Origin of the sequence: Paractinoplanes lichenicola (assembly GCF_016785085.1) — a bacterium.
GTDB classification, from domain to species: domain Bacteria; phylum Actinomycetota; class Actinomycetes; order Mycobacteriales; family Micromonosporaceae; genus Actinoplanes; species Actinoplanes lichenicola.
The window spans coordinates 1-23,394 of record NZ_JAENHO010000006.1 but is presented as its reverse complement, the minus strand read 5'-3'; the positions used below and the strand labels follow the sequence as shown (position 1 = coordinate 23,394).

The following is a 23,394-nucleotide window of genomic DNA, read 5'->3' as shown; positions in this document are numbered from 1 at the left end:
AGGGCCCACCCGACCGGGGGACCCCCACCCTAAGCTGCGGACGTCAAATCCGTGCCTGAAGTTTTCCACAAACGCGGACCGGCCGTTTTGGTTGTCCACAGGCCAGCCGGAGTTATCCACAGGCTAAGTCGGAGCCGTGTCCGTTGAGTTAGCTGCCAGCCCCGCTTCGCTACCCGGGATCCCCGCTGCTGGCAGAGCTGAACATCCTCCGTTTTGGCTGCCGGCCCAGCGTCGCCACTCGCGGATCCCGCTGCGGCAGAACTGAGCACCCTCCGTTCCGGCTACGGCAGAGCTGAGCACCCTCCGTTCCGGCTGCGGCAGGGCTGAGCACCCTCCGTTCCGGCTACGGCAGAGCTGAGCACCCTCCGTTCCGGCTACGGCAGAGCTGAGCACCCTCCGTTCCGGCTGCGGCAGGGCTGAGCACGTCCGTTCCCGCTGGGCCACAGCCGAGCACCCTCCGTGTCTCTGACAAGCCCTCAAAATAGGAAATTTCCGGATTTGCTTGACACGGTCTGTGCGGAGTGTGAATCTATAAACACGCAGCGTCATTGGTGATCGGGGGGTCCCACGGACGCGCGCGGTACCAAACCGGGGGGATGAACGGGGCGGCGGGCTTAGGCCTGTCGTCCCGTTCGCTATTCGGGGGCCCCGCCCACCTGGCGTACGGGAAGAAACACGGGGAAGGGAAGAGGCCCCGCCCGCCCGCCGGACGGGACCTCCCTCTCCGGGCCCCGGTGGTGTTTGCCGCCACCCCCGTTCCCGTCGTCCCTCCCATTACGGCATGGGGTCTGACCTGCGTGCAAGTGCAGAGCGTGCGTTGCAAGTTGCAGGGCGCAATCGAAATGCCGTTATGGTGTTCGCGTGGCACGGGCGACCTCGACTGCACGACGCGAACTCGGTAACGAGCTGAGGCGTCTTCGTGGCGAGCGCCGGGCAGCCCACGTGGCGACCTCGCTCGGCTGGTCGGAAAGCAAGCTGAGCCGTATCGAGACCGCGCACACCGGCATCACCGAGCCCGATCTCGACCGTCTTCTCACCGCTTATGGCGTACGGGTGGAGGACCGCGAGCGCCTGCGCGAGTTGGCGCGCCGCGGCCGGGCGCGGGCCTGGTGGACGCCTTATCGGTCGTCGGTGCCGGATCCGTACGATGAATATGTCGCCCTCGAGGCCGAGGCCGTGCTCATCAGCGAGTGGGAGACGCAGGTCGTCCCCGGTCTGCTGCAGACCGACGAATACGCGCGTGCCGTGATCGAGGTCGGGGCCGACGTCGGCGCGGCCGAGACGATTCAGCGGCGGCTGGCCCTGCGCATGGCCCGGCAGGCCGTGCTGACCCGGGAGCCGCCGCCCACGTTGCGGATCGTGCTCGACGAGGCCGTGCTGCATCGCGAGGTCGGCGGTCCGGAGGTTTTGCGGCGGCAGCTGGCGCGGCTGGTCGAGGCGAGCGAGCGGCCCGGCGTCGAGCTGCTGGTGCTGCCGTTCACCGCGGGCGCGCACGCCGGCATGACCGAGCCGTTCATGGTGCTGGAGTTCGAGGTGGGCACCCGGGCCCCGATCGTTCATATCGAGGGGCTCACCGGGGGTCTCTTCCGGGTGAAGCCGACAGATGTCGACGTCTATCGAGATGCGCTGTCTGACCTGCGGGAACGTGCCCTGCCGGCAGAAGAGAGCCGAACGGCTATCGCTCGCAGGGAGGAAGCGCTCCGCCTGTTGACCGCTTCGTGAGCTGAAATGGAGGCGCATTTCATCCTTGGAAGGGGACTCACGATGCAGGACGCCACTCTCACCTGGCGCAAGAGCACTCGAAGCGGAGCCGCCGGCCACTGCGTCGAGGTTGCCAATGTCCCGTCGACCGTGCTGGTGCGCGACTCGAAGGATGCCTCGGGCCCGATGCTCGCCTTCGGCGACACGGACTGGGCCGGCTTCATCGCCGGGGTGCGGGCGGGGGAGTTCGACCGGCCCGGCGCCTGACCCGTACGGCGAGACGGCGGGCGGTCCCTGACGGGGCCGCCCGCCTTTTTTACACAAGATCGCCCCCGGGGTACATGGGGCTCGGGAGGACAGTGCAATATTGGACCGCATGAGAGCCCGGGTACTCGTCGTCGATGACGATCCAGCGCTGGCCGAGATGCTCGGCATCGTCCTGCGGAGTGAGGGTTTCCTGCCCTCGTTCGTCGCCGACGGTGAGCGCGCACTGGCCGCCTTCCGGGAGAGCCGGCCCGACATCGTTCTGCTCGACCTGATGCTGCCCGGGATGAGCGGGATCGACGTGGCGCGGGCGATCCGCGCCGAGTCGGGCATCCCGATCGTCATGCTGACCGCCAAGAGCGACACCGTCGACGTGGTGCTCGGCCTCGAGTCCGGCGCCGACGACTACGTGGTCAAGCCGTTCAAGCCCAAGGAGCTGGTGGCGCGGATGCGGGCCCGGCTGCGCCGCGGTGAGGACGCCGCGCCCGAGATGCTCACCATCGGGCCACCCGGCAACCAGATCACCATCGACGTCCCGGCGCACACCGTGTCCCGCGACGGCGAGGAGGTCAAGCTCACGCCGCTCGAATTCGACCTGCTGGTGGCCCTGGCCCGCAAGCCGCGGCAGGTCTTCACCCGCGAGGTGCTGCTCGAACAGGTCTGGGGTTATCGCCACGCGGCCGACACCCGGCTGGTCAACGTGCACGTCCAGCGGCTGCGGGCCAAGATCGAGCCGGACCCGGAACGCCCCGAGATCATCCTGACCGTCCGGGGGGTCGGCTACAAGGCAGGCACCGGTTAGGAGCCGGAGCGGCTAACCTTGCCGCGTAATGCGCGCTCCGGCTTGGCTTCCCCTTCCCCTGCGCCGCGTCCTGCGGGTCGTGCGGCGATATTGGCGTGTCGTCGCGCGCCGGGTTCAGGTGTGGTCGGCGCCCGCTCGCCGGGCCTGGCGGCGCTCGCTGCAGCTGCGGGTCGTCGCGCTCACCCTCGTCGCGTCGAGCCTGCTGGTCGGCGCGTTCGGCTGGTTCATCGCCGACCGCAGCGCCAAGATCCTGCTGAGCCGCGCGCAAGACGAGGTGCAGATCTCGATGCGCAACAAGGTGGCATACGCGGAACAGCAGCTCACCGTGCATCCGCAGGCGCGTGACCCCCGGCTGCCCAAGACGTTCAACAACATCGTCAGCCAGCTCGCCGACGGCGACCCGTCCGAGTCCGGCGGCTCGATGGTGTCGATCCGGGCCGAGGGGCATCCCGAGCTGCCGTCGGTGACCTCGCGCAACGTCGAGACCGACGAGCTGATCACCGGTGATCTCATCCACCAGGTGGCCGACGAGGAGAAGGTCGCCCGTCAGATCGTCACCGCACGGGTCAACGACCACACGACGAAATACCTGGCCACGGGCTCGCCGGTGCCGACCAGCTTCGGTCACGTCGAGCTGTATTACATGGTGCCGCTGACCACCGAGGACAGCGCGGCCAACCAGATCCGTACGACCGTGCTGGCCACCGGCATCGCGCTGGTCATCATGCTCGGCGTCATCGCGGGCCTGGTCACCAGGCTCGTCGTCACGCCCGTACGGGTGGCCGCCCGCACCGCCCAGCGCCTGTCCGCGGGCCTGCTCGACCAGCGCATGAAGGTCGACGGCGAGGACGACCTGGCCCTGCTGGCCGCCTCGTTCAACCAGATGGCGGCCAACCTGCAACGCCAGATCGTGCGGCTCGAGGAGTTGTCCCGCCTGCAGCGCCGGTTCACGTCCGACGTCTCCCACGAGCTGCGCACCCCCCTGACCACCGTACGGATGGCGGCCGACCTTATCTTCGCCGAGCGCGACGAGTTCGACCCGGCCGTGGCCCGCAGCGCCGAGCTGCTGCAGGCCGAGCTCGACCGCTTCGAGAGCCTGCTGACCGACCTGCTCGAGATCAGCCGCTTCGACGCCGGGTTCGCCGCGCTCGACGCCGAGCACTCCGACCTGGTGCCGATCGTCGAACGGGTCGCCGACCGGCTGGCCGGCCTGGCCGAGCGGGTGGGCGTCGTGATCGAGCTGCGCCTGCCCGACCAGCCGGTGATCGCCGAGGTCGACCCGCGCCGGGTCGAGCGGGTGCTGCGCAACCTGGTCGGCAACGCGGTCGAGCACGGCGAGGCCAAGCCGGTGCAGGTCACGCTGGCCAGCGACGACGCGGCGGTGGCGATCACCGTGCGCGATCACGGCATCGGGCTCAAGGCGGGCGAGGAGCGGCTGGTCTTCAACCGGTTCTGGCGGGCCGACCCGTCGCGGGCCCGGCAGACCGGCGGCACCGGCCTGGGCCTGTCGATCAGCGCGGAGGACGCGCGGCTGCACGGCGGCTGGCTCGAGGCCTGGGGCGCGCCGGGGGAGGGCGCCCAGTTCCGGCTCACCCTGCCCGTCCGGTCGGGTGACCGGCTGCTCGCGGCGCCGCTCCCGCTGATCCCGCGCGACCGGTCACCGGCCCTGGCCGAGGAGCCGGTGGCCGAGCCCGAGACGGAGGTGGTCTGATGAGACGCCTGCTCTGCACGGCGGTCGTGCTGGCCACATTGGTGGCCGGCGGCTGCGGCATCCCCGACGAGAGCGACGTGACGATCGTCGACGACGGCCCGTCGAGCGGCGTCTCGATCAGCGACGGCGAGGAGCTGCCGGTGCAGCCCCGCCGCGAGGACAGCGAGGAGCCGAAGACGCTGGTCGGCAACTACCTGCAGGCCGCGGCGGGCGATCCCGAGACGGCGGCGGCCCGGGTCAAGGCGTTCCTCGCGCCCGAGAAGGCGGCCCGCTTCCCGGCCGGCGGCGACATCAAGGTGGTCCGCGAGACGGTGCCCTCGCTGCACAGCCCGGGCGAGGCCGAGGTCACGATCACGATCCAGGTGGTCGGCACGCTCAAGGCCAACGGCGTGCTCGAGCCGGCCGCCCCGGCCGACGCCACAACGTACGAGCTGCGGGTGGGTTCGGTGGCCGGGCGCACCGGGCAGTTCATCCTCGACGCCCCGCAGTTCCTGATGATGTCCGACCAGGCCCTCCAGTCGTACTACTCGGCGCGCACGATCTATTGGTGGAACACGGCGAATACCGGCCTGGTGCCCGACGTGCGTTACATGCCGCTCAGCTTGCCGTCCGTGCAGCAGCCGACGGCGGTGCTGGGCTGGCTGACCGGCGGACCCGCGCCCTGGCTCGACGACGCGGTGAACCCGCTGCCCCAGGGCACCCAGGCGACCGACAACGTGCCCGCGATCACCGACGACACGCTGCTGATCAGCCTCAACGCGGAGGCCCTGCCGCCGGGCAGCGACGCCGGGGCGCTCGACCGGTTGCGGCGGCAGTTGCAGTGGTCGATGCGGCCGTTGACCGCGAGCGCCATCGAGATCAAGATCGGTCACGACGATCCCGTACGCACGGAGAACGGCGTCTATCTCGACAGCAACGCGGCGTACCGGCTGGCCGACGTGCCCGAACGGTTCGCGCTTTACAACTCGTCGATCCGCCGGCTCAAGGAATCGCCGCACGAGAACGATCCGGTGCCCGTGATCAAGGCGGCGGCCAACAAGAACATCACGTCGGCCGCCCTGAGCTCGTCGTCGACCCGGGCGTACGCGGCCGTGGTGACCGGCGCGGGCGACGCGCAGCGGCTGCGGGTGGCTCAGGCGCCGCTCGGCGAGCAGGCCGACCTGCGGCAGGTGGGCGGGCTCAGCGGCGACCTCGGTGCGCTCGGCACGCCGGTGTGGGCGCAGACCCCCGACGGCGACGACCCGGCAGCGGCCGTCGGCCTGATCACCATGGGCGGCCAGCTCTACAGTTTCGACGCGACCAGCGCCAAGGCGAAGCGGGTCGACTGGCAGGCGCCGGGTGCGGTGACCGGCCTGTCGGTGGCCCCCGACGGGCATCGGGTCGTGCTGGTCAGCGGAGGCAAGCTGTATCGCGCGGTGCTCAACACCAGCGGCGACGCCAGCACCCTGAGCGACCCGGAAAGGGTGGCGCCGCCCGACCTGGCGACGGTGGCCGCGGCCGCCTGGAACAGCGAGTCGTCGCTGGCGGTGGCGGGCCTGCGCACCAACGACCGGTACGCGGTGCTCGACGTGACGGTCGACGGCACGCTGGCGACGACCCGCCTCAACGACATCGGGGCCGAGCCGGTGACCTACCTCGCGGCGTACCCGTCCACGCCGACGAACCCGGAGCGCCTGGCCTCCGAGTGGTACGTGGCCGGCGGCGAGGCCTGGGACGTGCTCAGCGAGCCGGTCAAGGTGCAGCCCGACCAACTGGTCGACGTGACCCCGCAACCCGACGTCAACCCCACCGCCCCCTTCTTCCTGGACTGACTTGACCGGATTGCTCGGTGACCTCGCCGACCTCGTGCTGCCGGCCCCGTGCGCCGGCTGCGAGGCCGACCGAGTGCCGCTGAGCTTCGGCGTGTGCGCGAGCTGCGCCGTCCACCTGGAAGCCCTCAGGCCCTTCCGTACGGCTCCCGAGCCCCCGCCACCCGGCCTGCCGCGGTGCGTGGCCGTCGGGGCGTACGAGGGCTCTTTGCGGGGTGTGTTGCTCGGTTACAAGGAGAAGGGCCGGCATCGGCTGGCCGGCCCGCTCGGCGCACTGCTCGCCACCGGGGTGGCCGCACTGGTCCCGCGCGGGACACCGGTGACCCTGGTGCCCGTGCCGTCGACCGCCGCGGCCGCCCGGGAGCGGCACGGCGACCACATGAGGCGACTGACCGCACACGCCGTGCGTCGGCTGCGCGCCGCCGGTTGGGACGCTGTCGTCAGTCATCAGCTCGAAGCGTTACCGCGTCCCGACTCTACGTCACTGAGTGTGGCCGGAAGGCGGGCCGCGGCTGAGGATTCGCTGCGAATTCGGCGGGCCCGAATCGGCGTTCTGCGACGCGCCGCGCCCCGGAAAGGCACGCTGGTGGTAGTCGACGACATCGTCACCACCGGGGCCACGCTGGCCGCGGCGACGGGCCGGCTCGAGGAGGCGAAGATGCAGGTCGCGGGCGCCGCCGTACTTGCCGCCACGCAACTGCGGAGATCAACCGCGGTCGGTTTCGGCGGATTACCACCTGGGGGTACTGAAAAGGTGGAACGTCGGGGATCTGGTATCCCGAACGAGGGGTGACGCGAGAGCATCGGCACGTTAGCGTCTTGGTGACGAGGGTATGAGTGCCGCTCAACCCGCCTCAGCCGGAGGCGCAGCGTTCCGCGAACCGCCGCACCGGAAAGGAGTCGTCTCGTTCGCTATCGGTAACGCCCTGTGAGCCGGCGTCACCGTAAAGCCAAGCACTTCACGCGTCGCAGTTCGGCGCCCCCGCCAGCACCCTCTCGCAGGGGCGTCTGCAGAACAGAAACGTTGGGGGAGGTCACGAGTGGACATTGTCGTCAAGGGCCGCAACGTAGAGGTTCCCGACCACTATCGGGAACACGTCGCCGAGAAGCTGAGCAAGGTCGAGCGTTACGACCAGAAGCTGATCCGGGCCGACGTCGAGCTGTTCCATGAGCGCAATCCGCGCCAGTCCGACACGTGCCAGCGAGTCGAGATCACCGTTATGACGAGGGGCCCGGTCATTCGTGCCGAGGCCTGCGCGAAAGACTTCTACGCCGCCCTCGACCTGGCTATCACCAAACTCGACGGCCGGCTGCGGCGTTCCGCCGACCGGCGCCGGGTGCACCGCGGGCGGCACACGCCCCGTTCGGTGGCGGCGGCCACAGCCGGCCTGCCCACCGACCTCAGCCTCGCCGCGCAGGCGGCCGAGGATTCGTCATCGGTAGCCACCGCCCTCGCGGAACACGACGAGGATCAGCCGTGGCGGATCGTGCGGGAAAAAGAGCACCCGGCCGACCCGATGACCGTCGACGACGCCCTCTTCCAGATGGAGCTCGTCGGCCACGACTTCTATCTCTTCCTCGACAAGGACAGCGGCCGCCCGAGCGTCGTCTATCGCCGCCGCGGCTACGACTACGGAATCCTGTCGCTGGAGACCACGGGCTAGTCACCCATCAAGCCGGGGGCCTTCGGCCAGAAGGTCCTCGGCGAGGAGGACGAATTGCACGTCGTCGCTGCGCGTCCCGTCCGGGCCGGGCAGCCGCGAGCGCAGGAACGCCTCCTTGTGGAAGCCCGCCTTCTCGAGCACCCGCTGCGAGCCCGCGTTGTCGGGCATCGCGCCCGCGACGAGGCGGGCCACGTCGGTCTCGGCGAAGACCCACAGCGCGAGCAGCTGCGCGGCCCGGGTGGGAAAACCCTTCCCCCGGTACGCGGGCAGCATGCTGTAGCCGATCATGGCCTGCTGCGTGTGCGGGTCGTCGTAGTAGAGCCCGATGTCGCCGGTCGGCAGCCCGGTCGCTACGTCCTCGATCACCAGGTCGGCCCGGTTGCCGTTGAGCCAGTGCGCCTCGGCCCGCAGGCACCGCTCCTGGACGCGCTGCGGCGTCGGCGCGACCGGGGGCACGCTCGTGGCGATCACGTCCGGCTGGCCCAGCAGTTCGGCGAAGAAACTCGTGTCGCCCGGGCCGAGCGGGCGCAGCCGGACGACCCCGTCGGTGAGCTCGCCGCCGGGCAGGTCGGGCAGCAGGCGGGGCAGCGGATCGCCGGAGTCCGTGGCCAGGCGGGTGAAGACGATCAGGTCTTCGCGGCCCCCGGCGCGGCCGGGCTCGGCGCCCCGGCGTACGCCCTCGCGCAAGTAACCGGCCCCCAGCGCGACTCGTTGGCTGACCGGGTTGTCCCAGTGCGTGAGCAGCTCGAGGCGTTCCAGGCCATGGCTCAGGGCGTGCGTGCTCAGGGCTCGCAGCGCGGCGGTGGCAACGCCGCGGCGGCGCGCCCACGGGCCGACCCAGTAGCCCACCTCGGCCTGGCGGCGGGCCGGCACCACCTTGTCGAAGCCGATGCCGCCGAGCAGCTCGTCGGTCTCCGGGTCGGCGATCGCGTAGAGGGCGCCGCCCTCGGCGAAGGTGGATACGACGCGCTCGGCGATGTATCGCTCGGCGTGCGTGACGGTGAAGGGTTTCGGCATCTGCGGGAGGAAGCGTTGCGAGAGCGGATCGTCGAATCCGGCAGCGAGCGCGTCGGCGTCGTCGGCGCGAAACGCCCGGAGGCGTACTCCCGTACCGTTGATCTGTGCGATGGTCACGCCCTCTCCTCTACCCCGCTCATCCTGCCGGAAGTGCTGCGCTCTGAGCGAACTTGATGCGAAGTTTCACACCATTTGTGCGGTTAACCGGAGGCTCGGGTCACAGCTTCTGCGGAAGGGTGCCTACGATGGTTCCGCAGACTGTCTAGGGGAGCGCTGACCCGTGTCGATTTTGGAAAAGGTCCTACGTGCCGGCGAAGGCCGCATGGTGCGCCGGCTCAAGGCGATCGCGGACGCGGTCAATTCGATCGAGGACGACTATGTCGACCTGACCGATGACGAGTTGCGCGAGTGCACCCAGCAGTTCAAGGAACGGATCGAGGACGGCGAGTCGCTCGACTCGCTGCTGCCCGAGGCGTTCGCCGTGGCCCGTGAGGGCGCGAAGCGGGTGCTCGGCCAGCGGGCGTACGACGTGCAGCTCATGGGCGGCGCGGCGCTGCACTTCGGCAACATCCCCGAGATGAAGACCGGTGAGGGCAAGACCCTGACCGGTGTGTTCCCGGCCTACCTCAACGGGTTGAGCGGCAAGGGCGTGCACATCATCACGGTGAACGACTACCTGGCCCAGCGCGACGCCGAGTGGGTCGGCCGCGTGCACTCGTTCCTCGGCCTGACCGTCGGCGTGATCCTGCCGAACCGGCCGGCCGCCGAGCACCGCGCGGCGTATCTGTGCGACATCACGTACGGCACCAACAACGAGTTCGGGTTCGACTACCTACGCGACAACATGGCGTGGTCGAAGGACGAACTGGTGCAGCGCGGGCACAACTTCGCGATCGTCGACGAGGTCGACTCGATCCTCATCGACGAGGCGCGCACCCCGCTGATCATCTCCGGCCCGGCCGAGCACTCGCAGCGGTGGTACGGGGAGTTCGCGGCGATCGTGGCCCGGCTCCAGCGCGGCAAGGACGGCGAGGGCGACTACGAGGTCGACGAGGCCAAGCGCACCATCGCGGTCACCGAGCGCGGCGTCGGCCGGGTCGAGGACAGGCTCGGCATCGACAACCTCTACGAGTCGGTGAACACCCCGCTGGTGGGCTACCTCAACAACGCCATCAAGGCCAAGGAGCTCTACAAGCGCGACAAGGACTACATCGTCGACGAGGGCGGCGAGGTCCTGATCGTCGACGAGTTCACCGGCCGCATCCTGCACGGCCGCCGCTACAACGAGGGCATGCACCAGGCCATCGAGGCCAAGGAGGGCGTCGAGGTCAAGCAGGAGAACCAGACCCTGGCGACCATCACGCTGCAGAACTACTTCCGGCTCTACGACAAGCTGGGCGGCATGACCGGTACGGCGCAGACCGAGGCCGGCGAGTTCAACTCGGTCTACAAGGTCGGCGTCGTGAGCATCCCGACCCACCGGCCGATGGTCCGCATCGACCACCCCGACGTCATCTACAAGACCGAGAAGGCCAAGTTCGACGCGGTCATCGAGGACATCGCCGAGCGGCACGCCACCGGCCAGCCCGTCCTCGTCGGCACGGTCTCGGTCGAGAACTCCGAGATCCTCTCGCAGCTGCTGCGCCGCCGGGGCATCCCGCACTCCGTGCTCAACGCGAAGTTCCACGCGCAGGAAGCCACGATCATCGCGCAGGCCGGCCGCAAGGGCGGGGTCACGGTCGCCACCAACATGGCCGGCCGCGGCACCGACATTCTGCTCGGCGGCAACCCCGACTTCCTCGCGGCCAGCGAGCTCGCCCAGCGCGGCCTCGACCCGGTGGAGCACGAGGAGGAATACGCGAAGGCGCTCGAGGAGGTCCTGCCGACCTGGAAGGAAGCCTGCGAGGAAGAGGCGGCCGAGGTGCAGGCGGCCGGCGGGCTCTACGTGCTCGGCACCGAGCGGCACGACTCCCGGCGCATCGACAACCAGCTGCGCGGTCGTTCCGGCCGGCAGGGCGACCCGGGCGAGTCCCGGTTCTACCTGTCGCTGCAGGACGACCTGATGAAGCGGTTCCGCGCGGGTGCCGTCGAGGCCGTCATGGAGCGGTTCAACATCCCGGACGACGTGCCGATCGAGTCCAAGATGGTGACCCGGCAGATCCGTAGCGCCCAGACCCAGATCGAGGGTCAGAACGCCGAGATCCGCAAGAACGTCCTCAAGTACGACGAGGTCATGAACAAGCAGCGCCAGGTGATCTACGCCGAGCGCAAGCGCGTCCTCGACGGCGAGGACATGCACGACCAGACCGCCAGCATGATCACCGACGTGGTCAACGACTACGTGCTGGCGGCGACGGGCGAGGGCTATGCCGAGGACTGGGATCTCGACCAGCTCTGGACGAACCTCAAGCGGCTCTACCCGGTGACGATCACGATCGACGACCTCATCGAGGAGTCCGGCGGCGAGCGACAGGCCCTCGACCAGGAGTTCCTGACCGCGCAGCTGACGAAGGACGCCCACGACGCGTACGCGGCGCGCGAGGAGGAGCTCGGGCCGGAGGCGCTGCGCGAGCTCGAGCGCCAGGTGCTGCTCAGCGTCATCGACCGCAAATGGCGCGAGCACCTCTACGAGATGGACTACCTGCAGGAAGGCATCAACCTGCGGGCGTACGCCCAGCGCGACCCGGTCGTGGAGTATCAGCGCGAGGGCTTCGACATGTTCAACCAGATGATGGAGGGCATCAAGGAGGAGGCGGTCGGGTTCCTGTTCAACCTGGAGGTCCAGGTGCAGGAGCAGCCCACGGTGACCGTCGACCCGAGCAAGGCGGTGCCCCTGCCGGCCGGCGGCGTGATGGGCGCCGACGACTCCGCCAACGAGACCGACTCCGACCGCGTCGAGGTGCGGGCCAAGGGTCTCGGCGGCGAGCGTCGCCCGCAAAACCTGCAATACACCGCCCCGGCCATCGACGGTGAGGCGGGCGAGGGCTCCCCGGTGATCCAGCGCGAGCAGCAGGCTCCGGCGTTGGGCATCGGGCCGGGCGGCTCACCGGTGCCGGCCAACCCGGCCCACACCGCGGGACGGCGGGCGGCGCAGCCCGCCGGGCAGGAGAGCAACGGGCCGTCGCGCAACGCGCCCTGCTACTGCGGCTCGGGCAAGAAGTACAAGCGCTGCCACGGCGCCCCCGGGGCCTGACAGCTCGGTTTCTGCTTTTGAACGGCCCCGCCCGCGATTTCTACTTCGTGGGCGGGGCCGTTCGTCTTGCCCGGGGCGCCTTAAGTGGCCGCCCGGCGGCCCCGTTTGCTGGTCCTGGGCCGCCGTGCTTGCCGTCCCGGGCGCCGCGTTCACCCCGTGCGGCCCCCGTTCGTTGGCCCGGGACGCCCACTGCCGGGCGTGGTCGGCAGGCGCCCCGGGAGTCCTCTCAGATCAGGCGCAGGAGGGTGGCGCGCCAGGCCTCCTCGTGCAGCTCCAGCCGCAGCGCCAGCGCCCACGTGCGCTCGCCGGTCAGCAGGGCCACGGCGGCCTCCACCGCTCCCGGCCGGGGCTCGCAGAGGCGCACGTGGATAACGGCGACCGGCGCGACCCGGCTCGGTTTCCGCCGATGGCCCCGCCGCAGCTCGGCCACCCGGTGCGCCGCGGCCATACCCTGGGCCACGACCGCGGAGGCCTCCATCGGGCGCGACAGGCGGCGTAGGTGGGCGGCCGGACGATGCCCGTTGAGCACCTCGACGCAGGTCTGCACGAATCGCCGCACGGCCAGCTTGGCGTCGGCCGACGCGCCGGCGATGGGGGAGTGCCGCGGGATGGCCGGCTGCTCCTGACCCCGCCCACCCGGCTCCGGCGCCGACGGCCAGTTGAGCGCGAGTTGCTGGGCGGTGGCCCAGACGGTGGGCTCGAGCTCGTCGTCGAAGGGTGGCTCGCAGCGTGGGACCGGACGAAGACTGATCGCACTTCGGGTTTCGTCGAGCGTCCTCTGCATCGCCGCACCGCCTTCGGATCGGGGCTAGTTGACCTTGCGTTTGCCTTCGTTTGCTTGTGATAGCGATTCTGAAGAAGGCGCGAGGGGTGGTCAACGCGGCAGAGATCCAACTGAGCCAGGCGGGAAGAGGGATGAATCGGGCGCTGCCTAGTCGGCGTCGGGCGCGTTCAGCGGATTCTGCGCGACCCAGGCGGCCGTCTCCGCGTACTTCTCCTCGATGTACTGCTCGAGGCGGGCGCGCTCGACCCGCCACTGACCCCGGCCGCCGATCTTGATCGCGGGCAGCTCACCGCTGCGGACCATGTGATAGACCTGCGACTCCGAGACGTTCAGCTCGGTGGCGACATCGGGCAGCGGAAGGAAGCGCGGCTCGGCCATCCTCGTCCCACCTCCATATCCCGTACGGGTGCCTCAGTTTGCCACCGTTTCACTCCGGCGGTGAGATCGCGCGCCCGGTGAGCGGGCTGGAATAGACGACGCTGGTGGTGACCGCGCCGAGGCCGGAGATGCGGCCGGTGACCTCCTCGAGGTGGCGCATCGAGCGGGTCAGCACCTTGAGTACGAAACAGTCGTCGCCGGTGACGTGATGCGCCTCGACGATCTCGGGGGTCGACTCGAGCAGCGCGTGAAACGGCCGGTAGTTGCCCGTTGGATACCGCAGGCGAACGAAGGCCATCACTTGCAAACCGAGCCTTTCGGGGTCGAGCGCGGCCCGGTAGCCCGCGATCACGCCGGCCTCCTCCAACCGCCGGATCCGCTCGGCGACGGCGCTCGGAGACATCGCAACGGCCCGAGCCAGCTCGGCGAACGACGAGCGGCCATCGTTCTGCAGCTCGGTCAGCAACTGCCAATCCGTACGGTCCAGCGCGAAATCCGTGGTCATGGCGGCCATCTAAGCGCCTTTCCCCGGCCGTACGCCAGATGTGCCGGGGAACGACCATGTAACGACCGGGTTCACGCACCTAGCGTGATGTGCCATGACTTCCTTCTTCGAGGCGCTGCTCACCCACCAGACTGACGTCGCCGACGTACGCACGGCGCTGACCACGGGCGAGCCCGGCTTCGTGCTGATCGACTCCCGCTCCCGGGCGTCCTGGGACCAGGCCCACATCGCCGGCGCGCTGCACCTGCCGACCGCCGACATCCCGACCCGCGCGGCAACCCTGCTCGACCCGGCCGTGCCCGTAGTGACGTACTGCTGGGGCCCCGGCTGCAACGGCGCCACCCGCTCGGCGCTGGCCCTCTCCCGGGCGGGCTACCAGGTCAAGGAAATGATCGGCGGCATCGAGTACTGGATCCGAGAAGGCTTCCCCGTACGCACCTCGGACGGTGACGTGGCCGTGCCCCCGGACCCGCGGGTGGCGCCGGTCGGTCGTCGCTGGGCGCTGGCCGCACTGGGCGCCGTCCCGGTCGCCCCCGACGCGGCCAGGCCTGCGCCCACTCTCGCCGTGACCGGTCTGCAGCTCACCGCACCCAGCCCAGACGCCTGCGGCTGCTGACCCGCCGCCCCTCGCCGCCCGGCCGTCGCCCGCCGTGCCCCATCTCCGCCGAACAAGGATCTTGTCGGGAGCAGCCACCGCCTCCCCCGCCCACCCAGGGAAAGCTGGCGGTGACACTACTTCACGGCGGAGGGTGGGCGCGGGTTATCCACAATCCGGGGTTATCCACAGGCGGCGAGGGCCCGGCACGCCACGATCCGGACACGACTGGTGGAATGGGCCTACCCCGCGCCGCCTCGGCGGTGTACTACGGGGACGGTTCAACCGCTGGAGGAGACGTGCCGATCACCGAGCTGGTCCGGGTCTATGTGCCGGCCACCGTGCCGATGCTGGCGGCCCTGCGCGCCGACGGGCAGTTGGGTGCCGGGCCGTTGGAGGCGCACGCCGTGACTCCCGCGCTCCGCGAGTGGTATGCGGAGGGCGACGAGGAGGAGTTGGAATACGTGGCCTTCACCAGGGCCGCCCAGGGCGCTCTGCATCTGCTGCGCCTCGACCCGGAGGCCCCGCGGCGGCGGGTGGTGGTCTCGGCCGACGTGCCGTCGACGGCGCTCGTCCGGGAGGATGTCGAGCTCGGTTCGAGCACCGTCCGGCTGCCGCAGCCGCTGTCGATCAAGGAGGTCGCCTCGATCCACGTGGACAGCGCGGATGCGGCCGAGGTGGTGTCGGCGGCGTCCGAGGTGGTCGACGAGGCGGCCGCGGGTGATCCCGACGCCCAGTTCACGGTCGACAGCGCCGAGGATCACGAGCTCGAGTGGTACGCGGTGTCGGAGCTGGACGAACTGCTCTGACACGCCCGCAAGAAACTAGGAGGCCGCGGACGGCCCCGGCTGCGGCTTGACGGGCCCCTTGCTCGCCGGCTCCGCAACGTCACCGGAAGCCGAAGACGAAGCGTCGGAGGAACCGGAAGCCGAAGACGAAGCGTCGGAGGAACCGGAAGCCGACGACGAAGCGGCGGGCGAATCGGAAGCCGAAGACGAAGCGGCGGAAGAAGAAGCCGGAGCGGCAGGCTCGTCCAATTCCGAGTCGTCCGGGGCCGGGCTGATCGTGCGCCCCACGGCGATCGTCGCGCTGATCGCTCCCACGAACAAAATGATCAGGGCGCTGTTGAGCCGCGCCCCGCTGAGCATCTGCTGCACCACCAGTTCGAGCTCGCTGACCCGCCCGGCCAGATCGAGCACGCGATTCCCGGCCGTACGGGTGAGGATCTCCGCGATCACCAGCAGCAGCCCGGCCCCGGCCCCGGCTAGCCCATAGAGCCCCCACGGCACGTCCAGCCCGCCCGACTTGCGGCGATCGCGGCGCAGCACCTGGTAGGACACCAGCGCGGCGACCAGACCGCTGAGCACACCCTGCCCGTACGAGATCCACTGGTTCGCGTCGGCCCGGGAGCCCGCCGAATTGGAGCTGAGCGCGTCGATCAGCGGCCCCTGGAACAGGTTGAGCACGAAGCCGATCACGAAGACGGCCACCGAGGCCCACCCGACCGCGTGCACGACCCGGGGGATGCGGAACCCGGCCAGCGCCCCGCCGATCGTCGCCGCCGCGGCCACCGTCCCGCCGACCACCGCGTACAGCCAGCCCTCGGTGTTGATCGTGACGATGGTCAGCGCGCCCAGCACCCCGACGAGCAGCCCGCTGCCGGTGGCGATGGCGAACCGGGTGCTGGCGCCGAGCTCGCCGCGCCGGCTCATCAGCGCCAGCACCGCGAGGGCCACGGTGGACCCGGTGACGAGGCTGGCCGAGATGGCGCCGGGCAACGCGTACGCCGTGGAGGTCACTTCCGCCTCGGCGTCGACGCGGCCGGTGATCGTCGCGCGCGCCGACCACAGCATGGCGCCCATCCAGACCAGGCTGAGGGCCGCCAGCAGGAACCCGTTCGACGAGGCGGCCGCGGCCGGTTTCGGGGCCGGTGCGACCTCCTGGGAAGACATGTGGCTCAGGGTACGCGGCTCATCTGACGGGCCGGACGGGCCCTGAGGTGGCAAAACGGAGTCGATTGTCGTATTTGTTGGGAACGTACGCGTTCCGCAGAGGAAGTCTGTCCGGTTTTCGGGTGTTTCCTGCCCGGCATCGCCGTCTGACCGTTTGGCTAGCGCCATTTTAGCTGGTCAAGACCCAGATTTTCGGCAGAACGCGCCGTCTCGACCCTCGTGGTCGGACTGTCCGTGCGGGACAGTCGTTTGTGGAGACGCAAACTGGACGGATCGGGCGAAATCCTGGACGTCGGCGCGACAAAGTGGCAGCTTAGAAGGCATGCCCGACTCTCAAATCAATCCCACGGCTGCCGCATTGCTCGGCCTGCTTCACGAGGGGCCGATGACCGGCGGTCAGCTTATGGCGGCTGCCGAACGCCGCCTCGGGCCATACTGGTCGATGACGCGGAGCCAGGTCTACCGCGAATTGCCGGTTCTTGCCGAAATGGGCTTCGTCCGGCTCGGCAAGCCCGGCCCCAGATCCAGCCAGCCCTACGCCATCACCGCCTCCGGCAAGCGAGCCTTCAGCCGGTGGCTAGCCGAGCCCGCGGGCCGGGATGCCTTGCGCAACCCGGTCGCCTTGCGGGTCGCCTTCGGCGAGCAGCACAGCGGCACTCAGCTGCAAACCCTCTACACCGGCGCCAGTGAATACCACTCCGAGGCCATGGCGATGGCCAAGGAGCAGGCGAAGGAGGCGAAGAAGGCGGGCGACGCGTACGGCGCGGCGGCCCTCGAGTTCGCCGTCGCCTATCACAAGGCCGCGCTCAGCTGGCTCAAGATCGCTCCGGCCGGCTGACGACCCTGACAGTGTGCCCCGCCCCGACCAGCAAACTGGTCGGGGCGGCGTAGTCTTGACTGTCGTGACTGCTGCCGACTATCCCGAGCAACTCAAGACCCTCGACGCCACCCTGCGCAACATCGAGAACGTCCTGGACGTCGACAAGCTGCGTCGGGACAAGGCGGACCTTGAGGAGCAGGCCTCCGCGCCGGACCTGTGGGACGACCAGGCCCGGGCTCAAGAGGTCAACAGCCGCCTTTCGTACGTTTCCGGCGACATCGATCGCATCGAGCGGCTGCGCTCTCGGCTCGACGATGCCGGCTTGCTGCTCGAGATGGCCGAAGCCGAGGCCGACGAGGACTCCGTGCACGAGGTGGGCGTCGAGATCGTCGCGCTGAGCAAGGCCATTGAGGAGATGGAGGTGCGCACCCTGCTCTCGGGGGAGTACGACTCCCGCGAGGCCGTGGTGGCCATCCGGGCCGGCGCCGGCGGTGTCGACGCGGCCGACTTCGCCGAGATGCTCATGCGGATGTATCTGCGCTGGGCCGAGCGGCACGGCTACCCCACCGAGGTGTACGACACGTCCTACGCCGAGGAGGCGGGGCTCAAGTCCGCCACGTTCGCGGTCAAGGTCCCGTACGCCTATGGGACCTTGAGCGTGGAATCGGGCACCCACCGCCTGGTGCGGATCAGCCCGTTCGACAACCAGGGCCGCCGTCAGACGAGCTTCGCCGGTGTCGAGGTCATGCCCGTTGTCGAGCAGACCGACCACATCGACATCCCGGAGAACGAGCTCCGCGTCGACGTCTACCGTTCGTCGGGTCCTGGTGGACAGAGCGTTAACACGACCGACTCCGCCGTGCGCCTGACGCACATTCCGACGGGCATCGTCGTCACCTGTCAGAACGAGAAGTCGCAGCTTCAAAACAAGGCCTCGGCCATGCGCGTGCTCCAGGCGCGCCTCCTCGAGCGCAAGCGTCAGGAGGAGGAGGCGAAGATGGCCGGCCTCAAGCAGGACACCACCGGATCCTGGGGCGACCAGATGCGCTCGTACGTGCTGCACCCTTACCAGATGGTCAAGGATCTGCGCACTGAGCAGGAGACGGGCAACCCGTCGAACGTCTTCGACGGCGATCTCGACGACTTCATCGAGGCCGGCATCCGCTGGCGCAAGCAGTCCGAGAAGAGCGCCTCGGCGTAACGACCGGCAAGATCGTCTACGGACGGCGACGGCCCCCGGACGAACGGTGGGCCGCCGTCGCCCGGCGGCCGGGTTTCTTCACCAGACGCGCAGAATGGCGGACCCGGCGGGGTTGGCGTTTTCGTTACACCGCGTAGACTCCGTTCCCGTGATTCAGCTCGAGAACGTGACGAAGACGTACCCCAAGGCGTCTCGCCCGTCGCTGGACGAGGTCAGCGTCGGGATCGAGAAGGGTGAGTTCGTCTTCTTCATCGGCCCCTCCGGTTCCGGCAAGTCCACGATCATCAAGCTTCTGCTGCACGAGGTCGCCCCGACGCGCGGCAAGGTGATGGTCAACGCGAAGGACGTCACCTCCATCCGATCCTGGAAGATTCCCCACTTCCGCCGCTCGATCGGCTGCGTGTTCCAAGACTTCCGTCTGCTGCCCAACCGCACCGCGTACGAGAACGTGGCCTTCGCCCTGGAGGTCATCGGCAAGACCAAGGCCGTGTCCCGGCGGGTCGTGCCCGAGGTTCTCGAGCTGGTCGGCCTGGGCGGCAAGGAGCACCGCTACCCGCACGAGCTCTCCGGTGGTGAGCAGCAGCGTGTCGCGGTCGCCCGCGCGTTCGTCAACCGCCCGCTGATCCTGCTGGCCGACGAGCCCACCGGAAACCTCGACCCCGACACGTCGATCGAGATCATGCGGCTGCTCGACCGGATCAACCGGACGGGCACGACGGTCGTGATGGTCACGCACGACTCCAACATCGTCAACCAGATGCGCCGGCGCGTCATCGAGATCGAGAGTGGTCGCATCGTTCGCGACCAGGCTCGCGGCGTCTACGGCTGAGCTCCGCCGACTACCCCCGACTGAACCAGAACTGCGCGGAGTCCCGGAAGGAACCCCCCGATGCGCTTGAAGTACGTCCTCAACGAGGTCCTGGTGGGCCTGTGGCGTAACGTCACGATGACGGTCGCCATGATCATCACCATGTCGGTCTCGCTGACCATGCTGGGCGCGAGTGTCCTGCTCTACATGCAGGTCGACCAGATGAAGAGCTATTACTACGGCGAGATCGAGGTCTCGATCTTCCTGCGCACGGACGTCACCGACGGCCAGCGGCAGGAGATCGACAGCGCGATCTCGTCCAACCCCCTGGTCGCCAGCCAGACGTACGAGACTCGCGAGCAGGCGCTCGAGCGGTTCAAGACGCTCTGGAAGGACTCGCCCGAGTTCGTCAACTCGGTCGGCCCCAACAGCCTTCCCGAGTCGTTCCGGGTGAAGCTCAAGAACCCCGAGACGTACAAGACCTTCACCGATCAGATGAAGGGCATGCAGGGCATTCAGGACATCATCGACCAGCGTGCGCTGCTCGACAAGGTGTTCAACATCTTCAACGCCATCCAGGTGGGTGCGCTGGTGGTCGCGGGGGTGATGGCGTTGGCCGCGCTGCTCCTGGTCGGCAACACGATCCAGGTCGCCGCGTACAGCAAGCGCCGCGAGGTCGCCGTCATGAAGCTGGTCGGCGCGTCCAACTGGTTCATCCAGGCGCCGTTCGTGCTCGAGGCGGTAGTGGCCGGCCTGATCGGCGCGCTGCTCGGCTTCGTCGCCCTCTTCGTGAGCAAGGTTGTGCTCTTCGACAACAAGCTCCAGGCGCTCACGACGATCCTGACGCCCATCGAGAACGGCAACGTGTGGCTGATGCTGCCGCTGCTGGCCGGCGTCGGCGCCCTCGTCAGCGCGGTCACCGCCTGGGTGACGCTGCGCTTCTACCTGAAGGTCTGACGCTCTCCGGCTGAACTCACACCGCGGCCGCATCCTCGTCAAGGGGATGCGGCCGTTGGGCGTTTTAGGAGGTACGACACGTAAGGTCGCGTTACGGTGCTCTTCGTGTGGTCCAAACGTCGACATAGCCGGAAAAGTGCGCTTCTGCTGGTTTGCGCTGCCCTGCTGATCGCGCCACACCCGGCCCACGCCGACCCCAAGAACGACGACGCCGAACGCGCCGGCAAGGCCGTACAGCGGGCCGAGGCCGTCCTCGAACACGCCACCGACGTCGCCCGCGCGGCCGCCCGGCGCCTCGAGACCGCCACCGCGGCCATGCCTGCCGCTCAGAAGAAGGTCGCCACCTCGCGTGGGGCGGTCGCCGCAGCGCTGGCCGCCGCCAAGAGCGCCGAACGCAGGGCCAAGGCGGCCCGGGAGGCGTACGGGCAGGTCGCCGGACGCTTCCAGGCGGCGCGGGACCAGGTCTCCGACGCGCGCGACCGGGTCGACGAGATCGCGACCGCGAGCTATATGGGCAGCGACATCGCCCGCCTCAACGTGCTCGTCGACGCCAGCGGCCCGGCCGACATGATGGACCGGCTCAGCATCGTCGACCAGATCATGCGCGCCCAGCAGCGCGAGGTCGGCGTCCTGGTCGAGGCGCGGCGCGTGGCCCGTACGGAACAGGACCGGGCCGGACTCGCCAAGCGCGCCGCCGAGGAGGCCGAGGCGGACGCGCGCGACCGGCTGACCGCCGCGCGGGACGCCCAGGCGGCCGCCGAGCAGGCCCGCGCGGCCCTGGCCAAGCTGACCCAGACCCGGGCCGCCGCGCTGCAGGTGGCCAACTCGCAGCGCTCGGCCGTGCTCGCCCGCTATCGGGCCGCCAAGGCCGAGGAGGCCCGGATCGAGGCCGCGCTGCGCGGCTACTCCCTCAAATCCGGCGACGCCCGCTATGCCGGTGGCCGGCTGCTCATGCCGGTCGTCGGCTGGAAGTCCAGCAACTACGGATGGCGATACGACCCGTATTACCGCGTGTGGCAACTGCACGCCGGCATGGACATCGCGGCGGGCGGCGGCACCCCCATCCGCGCGGCCGCCGCGGGCCGGGTGATCAGGGCCGGCTGGGCCGGTGGCTACGGCCGATACACCTGCGTCAGCCACGGCCGGATCAACGGCGTCGCCTTCCAGACCTGCTACGGGCACCAGTCGGCGTTCCTGGTCGACGTCGGGGATTACGTACGCCGGGGCGAGGTGATCGGGCTGGTCGGCACGACCGGCGCCTCCACCGGCAACCATCTGCACTTCGAGACCCGCTTCAACGGCGAGCCCCGCGACCCGGTGCATTATCTGCCGCCCTGCCTCTGCTGAGCCCCCTGTAACATTGTGAGGTTCTGTCACTCATTCACAGGGGGTCCGGCGGCATGCCACGCGAACAAGGTCGCAAGGTCGTCGCCTCCAACCGCAAGGCCCACCACGACTACGCCATCTCCGACACGTTCGAGGCGGGCCTGGTGCTGACCGGCACCGAGGTCAAGTCGTTGCGGGCCGGGCGGGCCTCGCTGGTCGACGCGTTCGGCCACGAGAACAACGGCGAGATCTTCCTCCACGGGATGCACATCCCGGAATACACCCAGGGCACCTGGACCAACCACGAGCCGCGGCGCGTCCGCAAGCTGCTCCTGCACCGCGAGGAGATCGCCAAGATGCGCGGCAAGCTGCGCGACGACGGCGTGACGCTGGTGCCGCTCCAGGTCTATTTCCACAACGGGTACGCCAAGGTCGAACTCGGCCTCGGCAAGGGCAAGAAGAGCTACGACAAGCGTCAGGACCTGGCCAGTCGCGACGCGCAGAAAGAGATCAGCCGATCCCTCGGCCGGCGTGCCAAGGGCATGGGCTGACAAGGTACCCTTCCCCGCCGGCTCAAATGGGGGAGGTCGCAAGTTGGCTGCCAAGCACTCCGTGCGCGTGTTCGGGACGGCCAGGTTCATCCTGAGTTTCGGCGTTGCGATCCTGGTGCTCCTGGTCGTCTGGGTCGCGGTCCGCGCGGTCGGCCCCGCCGAGGCGTCCAAGGCGCCCTCGCTCGTGCTGCCGTCGTTGCCGGCCCCGACGATTGCGGTCCCGTCCCCGCCGTCCGTTTCCCACACCCCTTCCCGTACGCCGTCAGCCTCGCCCTCTCGCACCCGGAGCTCTGCTCCCACGAGTCCCACGCCGCGCCCTACCACCAAGCCGGCCGTGACCAAGACCACCACCGCACCGCCCCCGCCGCAGGCCGACGTCGAGGCCACCCTCGCGGTCGGCGCGAGCTGGGACGAGGGCTACGTGGCCGCCGTCCGCGTCACCAACGAGGGCGACCGCCCGACACGCTGGCGGGTGACCGTCAGCCACTCCGGCCTGCGCAACCTGGAGCTGCGCGGAGTCTGGAACGCCACCGGCGACCAGCAGGGCGACAGCCTCGTCTTCACCGGCGGCACCCTGGCCCCCGGCGCCCAGGCCAGCTTCGGCTACCAGACATCGAAGACCGGCCGCGGCAAGGCCCGCCCGTCGGGCTGTAATGCGTTGGGCGGCTCCTGCAGCGTCAGGTAGGATGGCACAGTTGTTCACTGACCAGGGGGTGACTGGTTTCGACTTCGAATGTGGAGACAGGGGAAGCGAGCCGAGGAAGCCGACGTCGTCTCGAGAATCGGTCGTCGGAAAACAATAAGCGCCGATAACAATCGCGCTGACTTCGCTCTCGCCGCCTGAGGCGAGTAGTGAGTCTGTCGGACCGGGAGCACCTCCGTCCCGGATTTCCGGCATCAGCTAGGAGGTTGGCCAACAGGTCCCGGTCGCGGGGACCTTGCGGCGAGATTAATCAGCGACTGGGCCCGTCACAGGAACTCGCTCACGTGATTCCCGGGGCCGAGTAGAGGCATAGTGAGCTGCGCTCGGAGAAGCCCTGACGAAGCGACGAAGGACCCGGGTTCGATTCCCGGCACCTCCACGGGAGTCGGAGGCCCCTGTCTGCGGAACGCGCAGACCGGGGCCTCCCTCTATATCTGCTCAGGGGGCCGAGCCCCCTGAAACCCCACGGTGCGGTTGGTTGCGCTGGGTGGGTGGTTGCGGGGGCACGGGTCCCTGCCTCTGGAACTCCACGGTGCGGTTGGTTGCGCTGGGTGGGTGGTTGCGGGGGCACGGGTCCCTGCCTCTGGAACTCCACGGTGCGGTTGGTTGCGCTGGGTGGGTGGTTGCGGGGGCACGGGTCCCTGCCTCTGGAAC

At 69.3% G+C, this 23,394-nt stretch carries 22 protein-coding genes and 1 other RNA gene; 18 read left to right on the top strand and 5 right to left on the bottom strand.

Translation table 11 applies throughout. The annotated features are described in order from the left end of the window. Positions 1-861: 861 nt before the first annotated feature. The 7 genes from JKJ07_RS21140 (at position 862) to hpf (ending at position 7,950) form a co-directional block, all read left to right on the top strand. Entirely contained in the window at positions 862-1,722 is an 861-nt protein-coding gene (locus JKJ07_RS21140; protein ID WP_202993370.1) for a DUF5753 domain-containing protein, read from the top strand. A gap of 42 nt (positions 1,723-1,764) precedes the next feature. Further along, positions 1,765-1,968 (top strand): DUF397 domain-containing protein, encoded by a 204-nt coding sequence (locus JKJ07_RS21135; RefSeq protein ID WP_202993369.1) that lies wholly within the window; start codon positions 1,765-1,767, stop codon positions 1,966-1,968. 109 nt (positions 1,969-2,077) lie between these two features. Next, positions 2,078-2,767: an MtrAB system response regulator MtrA gene (gene mtrA, locus JKJ07_RS21130; protein WP_089293161.1), complete on the top strand. Its 690-nt coding sequence runs from the start codon at positions 2,078-2,080 to the stop codon at positions 2,765-2,767. 28 nt (positions 2,768-2,795) lie between these two features. After that, complete coding sequence (gene mtrB / locus JKJ07_RS21125; protein ID WP_202993368.1) at positions 2,796-4,478, top strand: MtrAB system histidine kinase MtrB; 1,683 nt, start codon at positions 2,796-2,798, stop codon at positions 4,476-4,478. Continuing rightward, positions 4,478-6,289 (top strand): LpqB family beta-propeller domain-containing protein, encoded by a 1,812-nt coding sequence (locus JKJ07_RS21120; RefSeq protein WP_202993367.1) that lies wholly within the window; start codon positions 4,478-4,480, stop codon positions 6,287-6,289. The genes mtrB and JKJ07_RS21120 overlap by 1 nt, the downstream gene beginning before the upstream one ends. A 1-nt stretch (position 6,290) precedes the next feature. Then, the gene (locus JKJ07_RS21115; RefSeq protein WP_202993366.1) at positions 6,291-7,079 is read left to right on the top strand and encodes a ComF family protein; all 789 of its coding nucleotides are present in this window, start codon (positions 6,291-6,293) and stop codon (positions 7,077-7,079) included. A gap of 247 nt (positions 7,080-7,326) precedes the next feature. Next, on the top strand, positions 7,327-7,950 hold the full coding sequence (hpf, locus tag JKJ07_RS21110) for a ribosome hibernation-promoting factor, HPF/YfiA family (RefSeq protein ID WP_202993365.1): 624 nt from the start codon (positions 7,327-7,329) through the stop codon (positions 7,948-7,950). On the opposite strand, the gene JKJ07_RS21105 is transcribed toward hpf, so the two are convergent. Further along, entirely contained in the window at positions 7,951-9,084 is a 1,134-nt protein-coding gene (locus JKJ07_RS21105; protein WP_202993364.1) for a GNAT family N-acetyltransferase, read from the bottom strand. Positions 9,085-9,247: 163 nt separating this feature from the next. Here JKJ07_RS21105 and secA point away from each other — a divergent pair, with 163 nt between their 5' ends. Then, positions 9,248-12,160 carry a preprotein translocase subunit SecA gene (gene secA / locus JKJ07_RS21100; protein WP_202993363.1) on the top strand — a complete coding sequence of 971 codons (2,913 nt, stop codon included), beginning with the start codon at positions 9,248-9,250 and terminating at the stop codon, positions 12,158-12,160. Between the two features lie 226 nt (positions 12,161-12,386). Here secA and JKJ07_RS21095 read toward each other — a convergent pair whose 3' ends face one another. From JKJ07_RS21095 to JKJ07_RS21085, 3 genes are all read right to left on the bottom strand, one after another. Further along, positions 12,387-12,944, bottom strand: coding sequence for an Rv3235 family protein (locus tag JKJ07_RS21095; protein WP_202993362.1), 558 nt, complete (start codon positions 12,942-12,944; stop codon positions 12,387-12,389). A 147-nt stretch (positions 12,945-13,091) separates the two neighbouring features. Continuing rightward, entirely contained in the window at positions 13,092-13,322 is a 231-nt protein-coding gene (locus JKJ07_RS21090; protein ID WP_202993361.1) for a helix-turn-helix transcriptional regulator, read from the bottom strand. A gap of 49 nt (positions 13,323-13,371) precedes the next feature. Next, positions 13,372-13,827 (bottom strand): Lrp/AsnC family transcriptional regulator, encoded by a 456-nt coding sequence (locus tag JKJ07_RS21085; protein ID WP_202993360.1) that lies wholly within the window; start codon positions 13,825-13,827, stop codon positions 13,372-13,374. A 94-nt stretch (positions 13,828-13,921) separates the two neighbouring features. On the opposite strand from JKJ07_RS21085, the gene JKJ07_RS21080 reads away from it, so the two are divergent. Together JKJ07_RS21080 and JKJ07_RS21075 are read left to right on the top strand one after the other, a co-directional pair. Then, on the top strand, positions 13,922-14,443 hold the full coding sequence (locus JKJ07_RS21080; RefSeq protein WP_202993359.1) for a rhodanese-like domain-containing protein: 522 nt from the start codon (positions 13,922-13,924) through the stop codon (positions 14,441-14,443). A 278-nt stretch (positions 14,444-14,721) separates the two neighbouring features. Further along, on the top strand, positions 14,722-15,231 hold the full coding sequence (locus tag JKJ07_RS21075; RefSeq protein WP_438871428.1) for a DUF6912 family protein: 510 nt from the start codon (positions 14,722-14,724) through the stop codon (positions 15,229-15,231). 15 nt (positions 15,232-15,246) lie between these two features. Here the strand turns inward: JKJ07_RS21075 and JKJ07_RS21070 are convergent, their stop codons facing one another. Continuing rightward, positions 15,247-16,374 carry a hypothetical protein gene (locus JKJ07_RS21070; protein ID WP_202993358.1) on the bottom strand — a complete coding sequence of 376 codons (1,128 nt, stop codon included), beginning with the start codon at positions 16,372-16,374 and terminating at the stop codon, positions 15,247-15,249. A 322-nt stretch (positions 16,375-16,696) separates the two neighbouring features. Between JKJ07_RS21070 and JKJ07_RS21065 the strand changes: the two genes are divergently transcribed. The 8 genes from JKJ07_RS21065 (at position 16,697) to ssrA (ending at position 23,122) form a co-directional block, all read left to right on the top strand. After that, positions 16,697-17,212 (top strand): PadR family transcriptional regulator, encoded by a 516-nt coding sequence (locus JKJ07_RS21065; RefSeq protein ID WP_202993357.1) that lies wholly within the window; start codon positions 16,697-16,699, stop codon positions 17,210-17,212. 64 nt (positions 17,213-17,276) lie between these two features. Continuing rightward, a complete protein-coding gene (prfB, locus tag JKJ07_RS21060) occupies positions 17,277-18,395 on the top strand; it encodes a peptide chain release factor 2 (RefSeq protein WP_202993356.1) in 1,119 nt (372 codons plus the stop codon). Positions 18,396-18,543: 148 nt separating this feature from the next. Continuing rightward, on the top strand, positions 18,544-19,224 hold the full coding sequence (ftsE, locus tag JKJ07_RS21055; RefSeq protein WP_202993355.1) for a cell division ATP-binding protein FtsE: 681 nt from the start codon (positions 18,544-18,546) through the stop codon (positions 19,222-19,224). A 60-nt stretch (positions 19,225-19,284) separates the two neighbouring features. Continuing rightward, positions 19,285-20,160 (top strand): permease-like cell division protein FtsX, encoded by an 876-nt coding sequence (gene ftsX / locus JKJ07_RS21050; protein ID WP_202993354.1) that lies wholly within the window; start codon positions 19,285-19,287, stop codon positions 20,158-20,160. A 105-nt stretch (positions 20,161-20,265) separates the two neighbouring features. Then, on the top strand, positions 20,266-21,507 hold the full coding sequence (locus tag JKJ07_RS51170) for a peptidoglycan DD-metalloendopeptidase family protein (protein ID WP_307834340.1): 1,242 nt from the start codon (positions 20,266-20,268) through the stop codon (positions 21,505-21,507). A gap of 53 nt (positions 21,508-21,560) precedes the next feature. Next, positions 21,561-22,037, top strand: a complete 477-nt coding sequence (smpB, locus tag JKJ07_RS21040; RefSeq protein ID WP_202993353.1) for an SsrA-binding protein SmpB — start codon at positions 21,561-21,563, stop codon at positions 22,035-22,037. A 43-nt stretch (positions 22,038-22,080) separates the two neighbouring features. Further along, positions 22,081-22,722 carry a cellulose binding domain-containing protein gene (locus JKJ07_RS21035; RefSeq protein ID WP_202993352.1) on the top strand — a complete coding sequence of 214 codons (642 nt, stop codon included), beginning with the start codon at positions 22,081-22,083 and terminating at the stop codon, positions 22,720-22,722. 24 nt (positions 22,723-22,746) lie between these two features. Continuing rightward, positions 22,747-23,122: a transfer-messenger RNA gene (gene ssrA / locus JKJ07_RS21030) on the top strand. Positions 23,123-23,394: the final 272 nt, after the last annotated feature.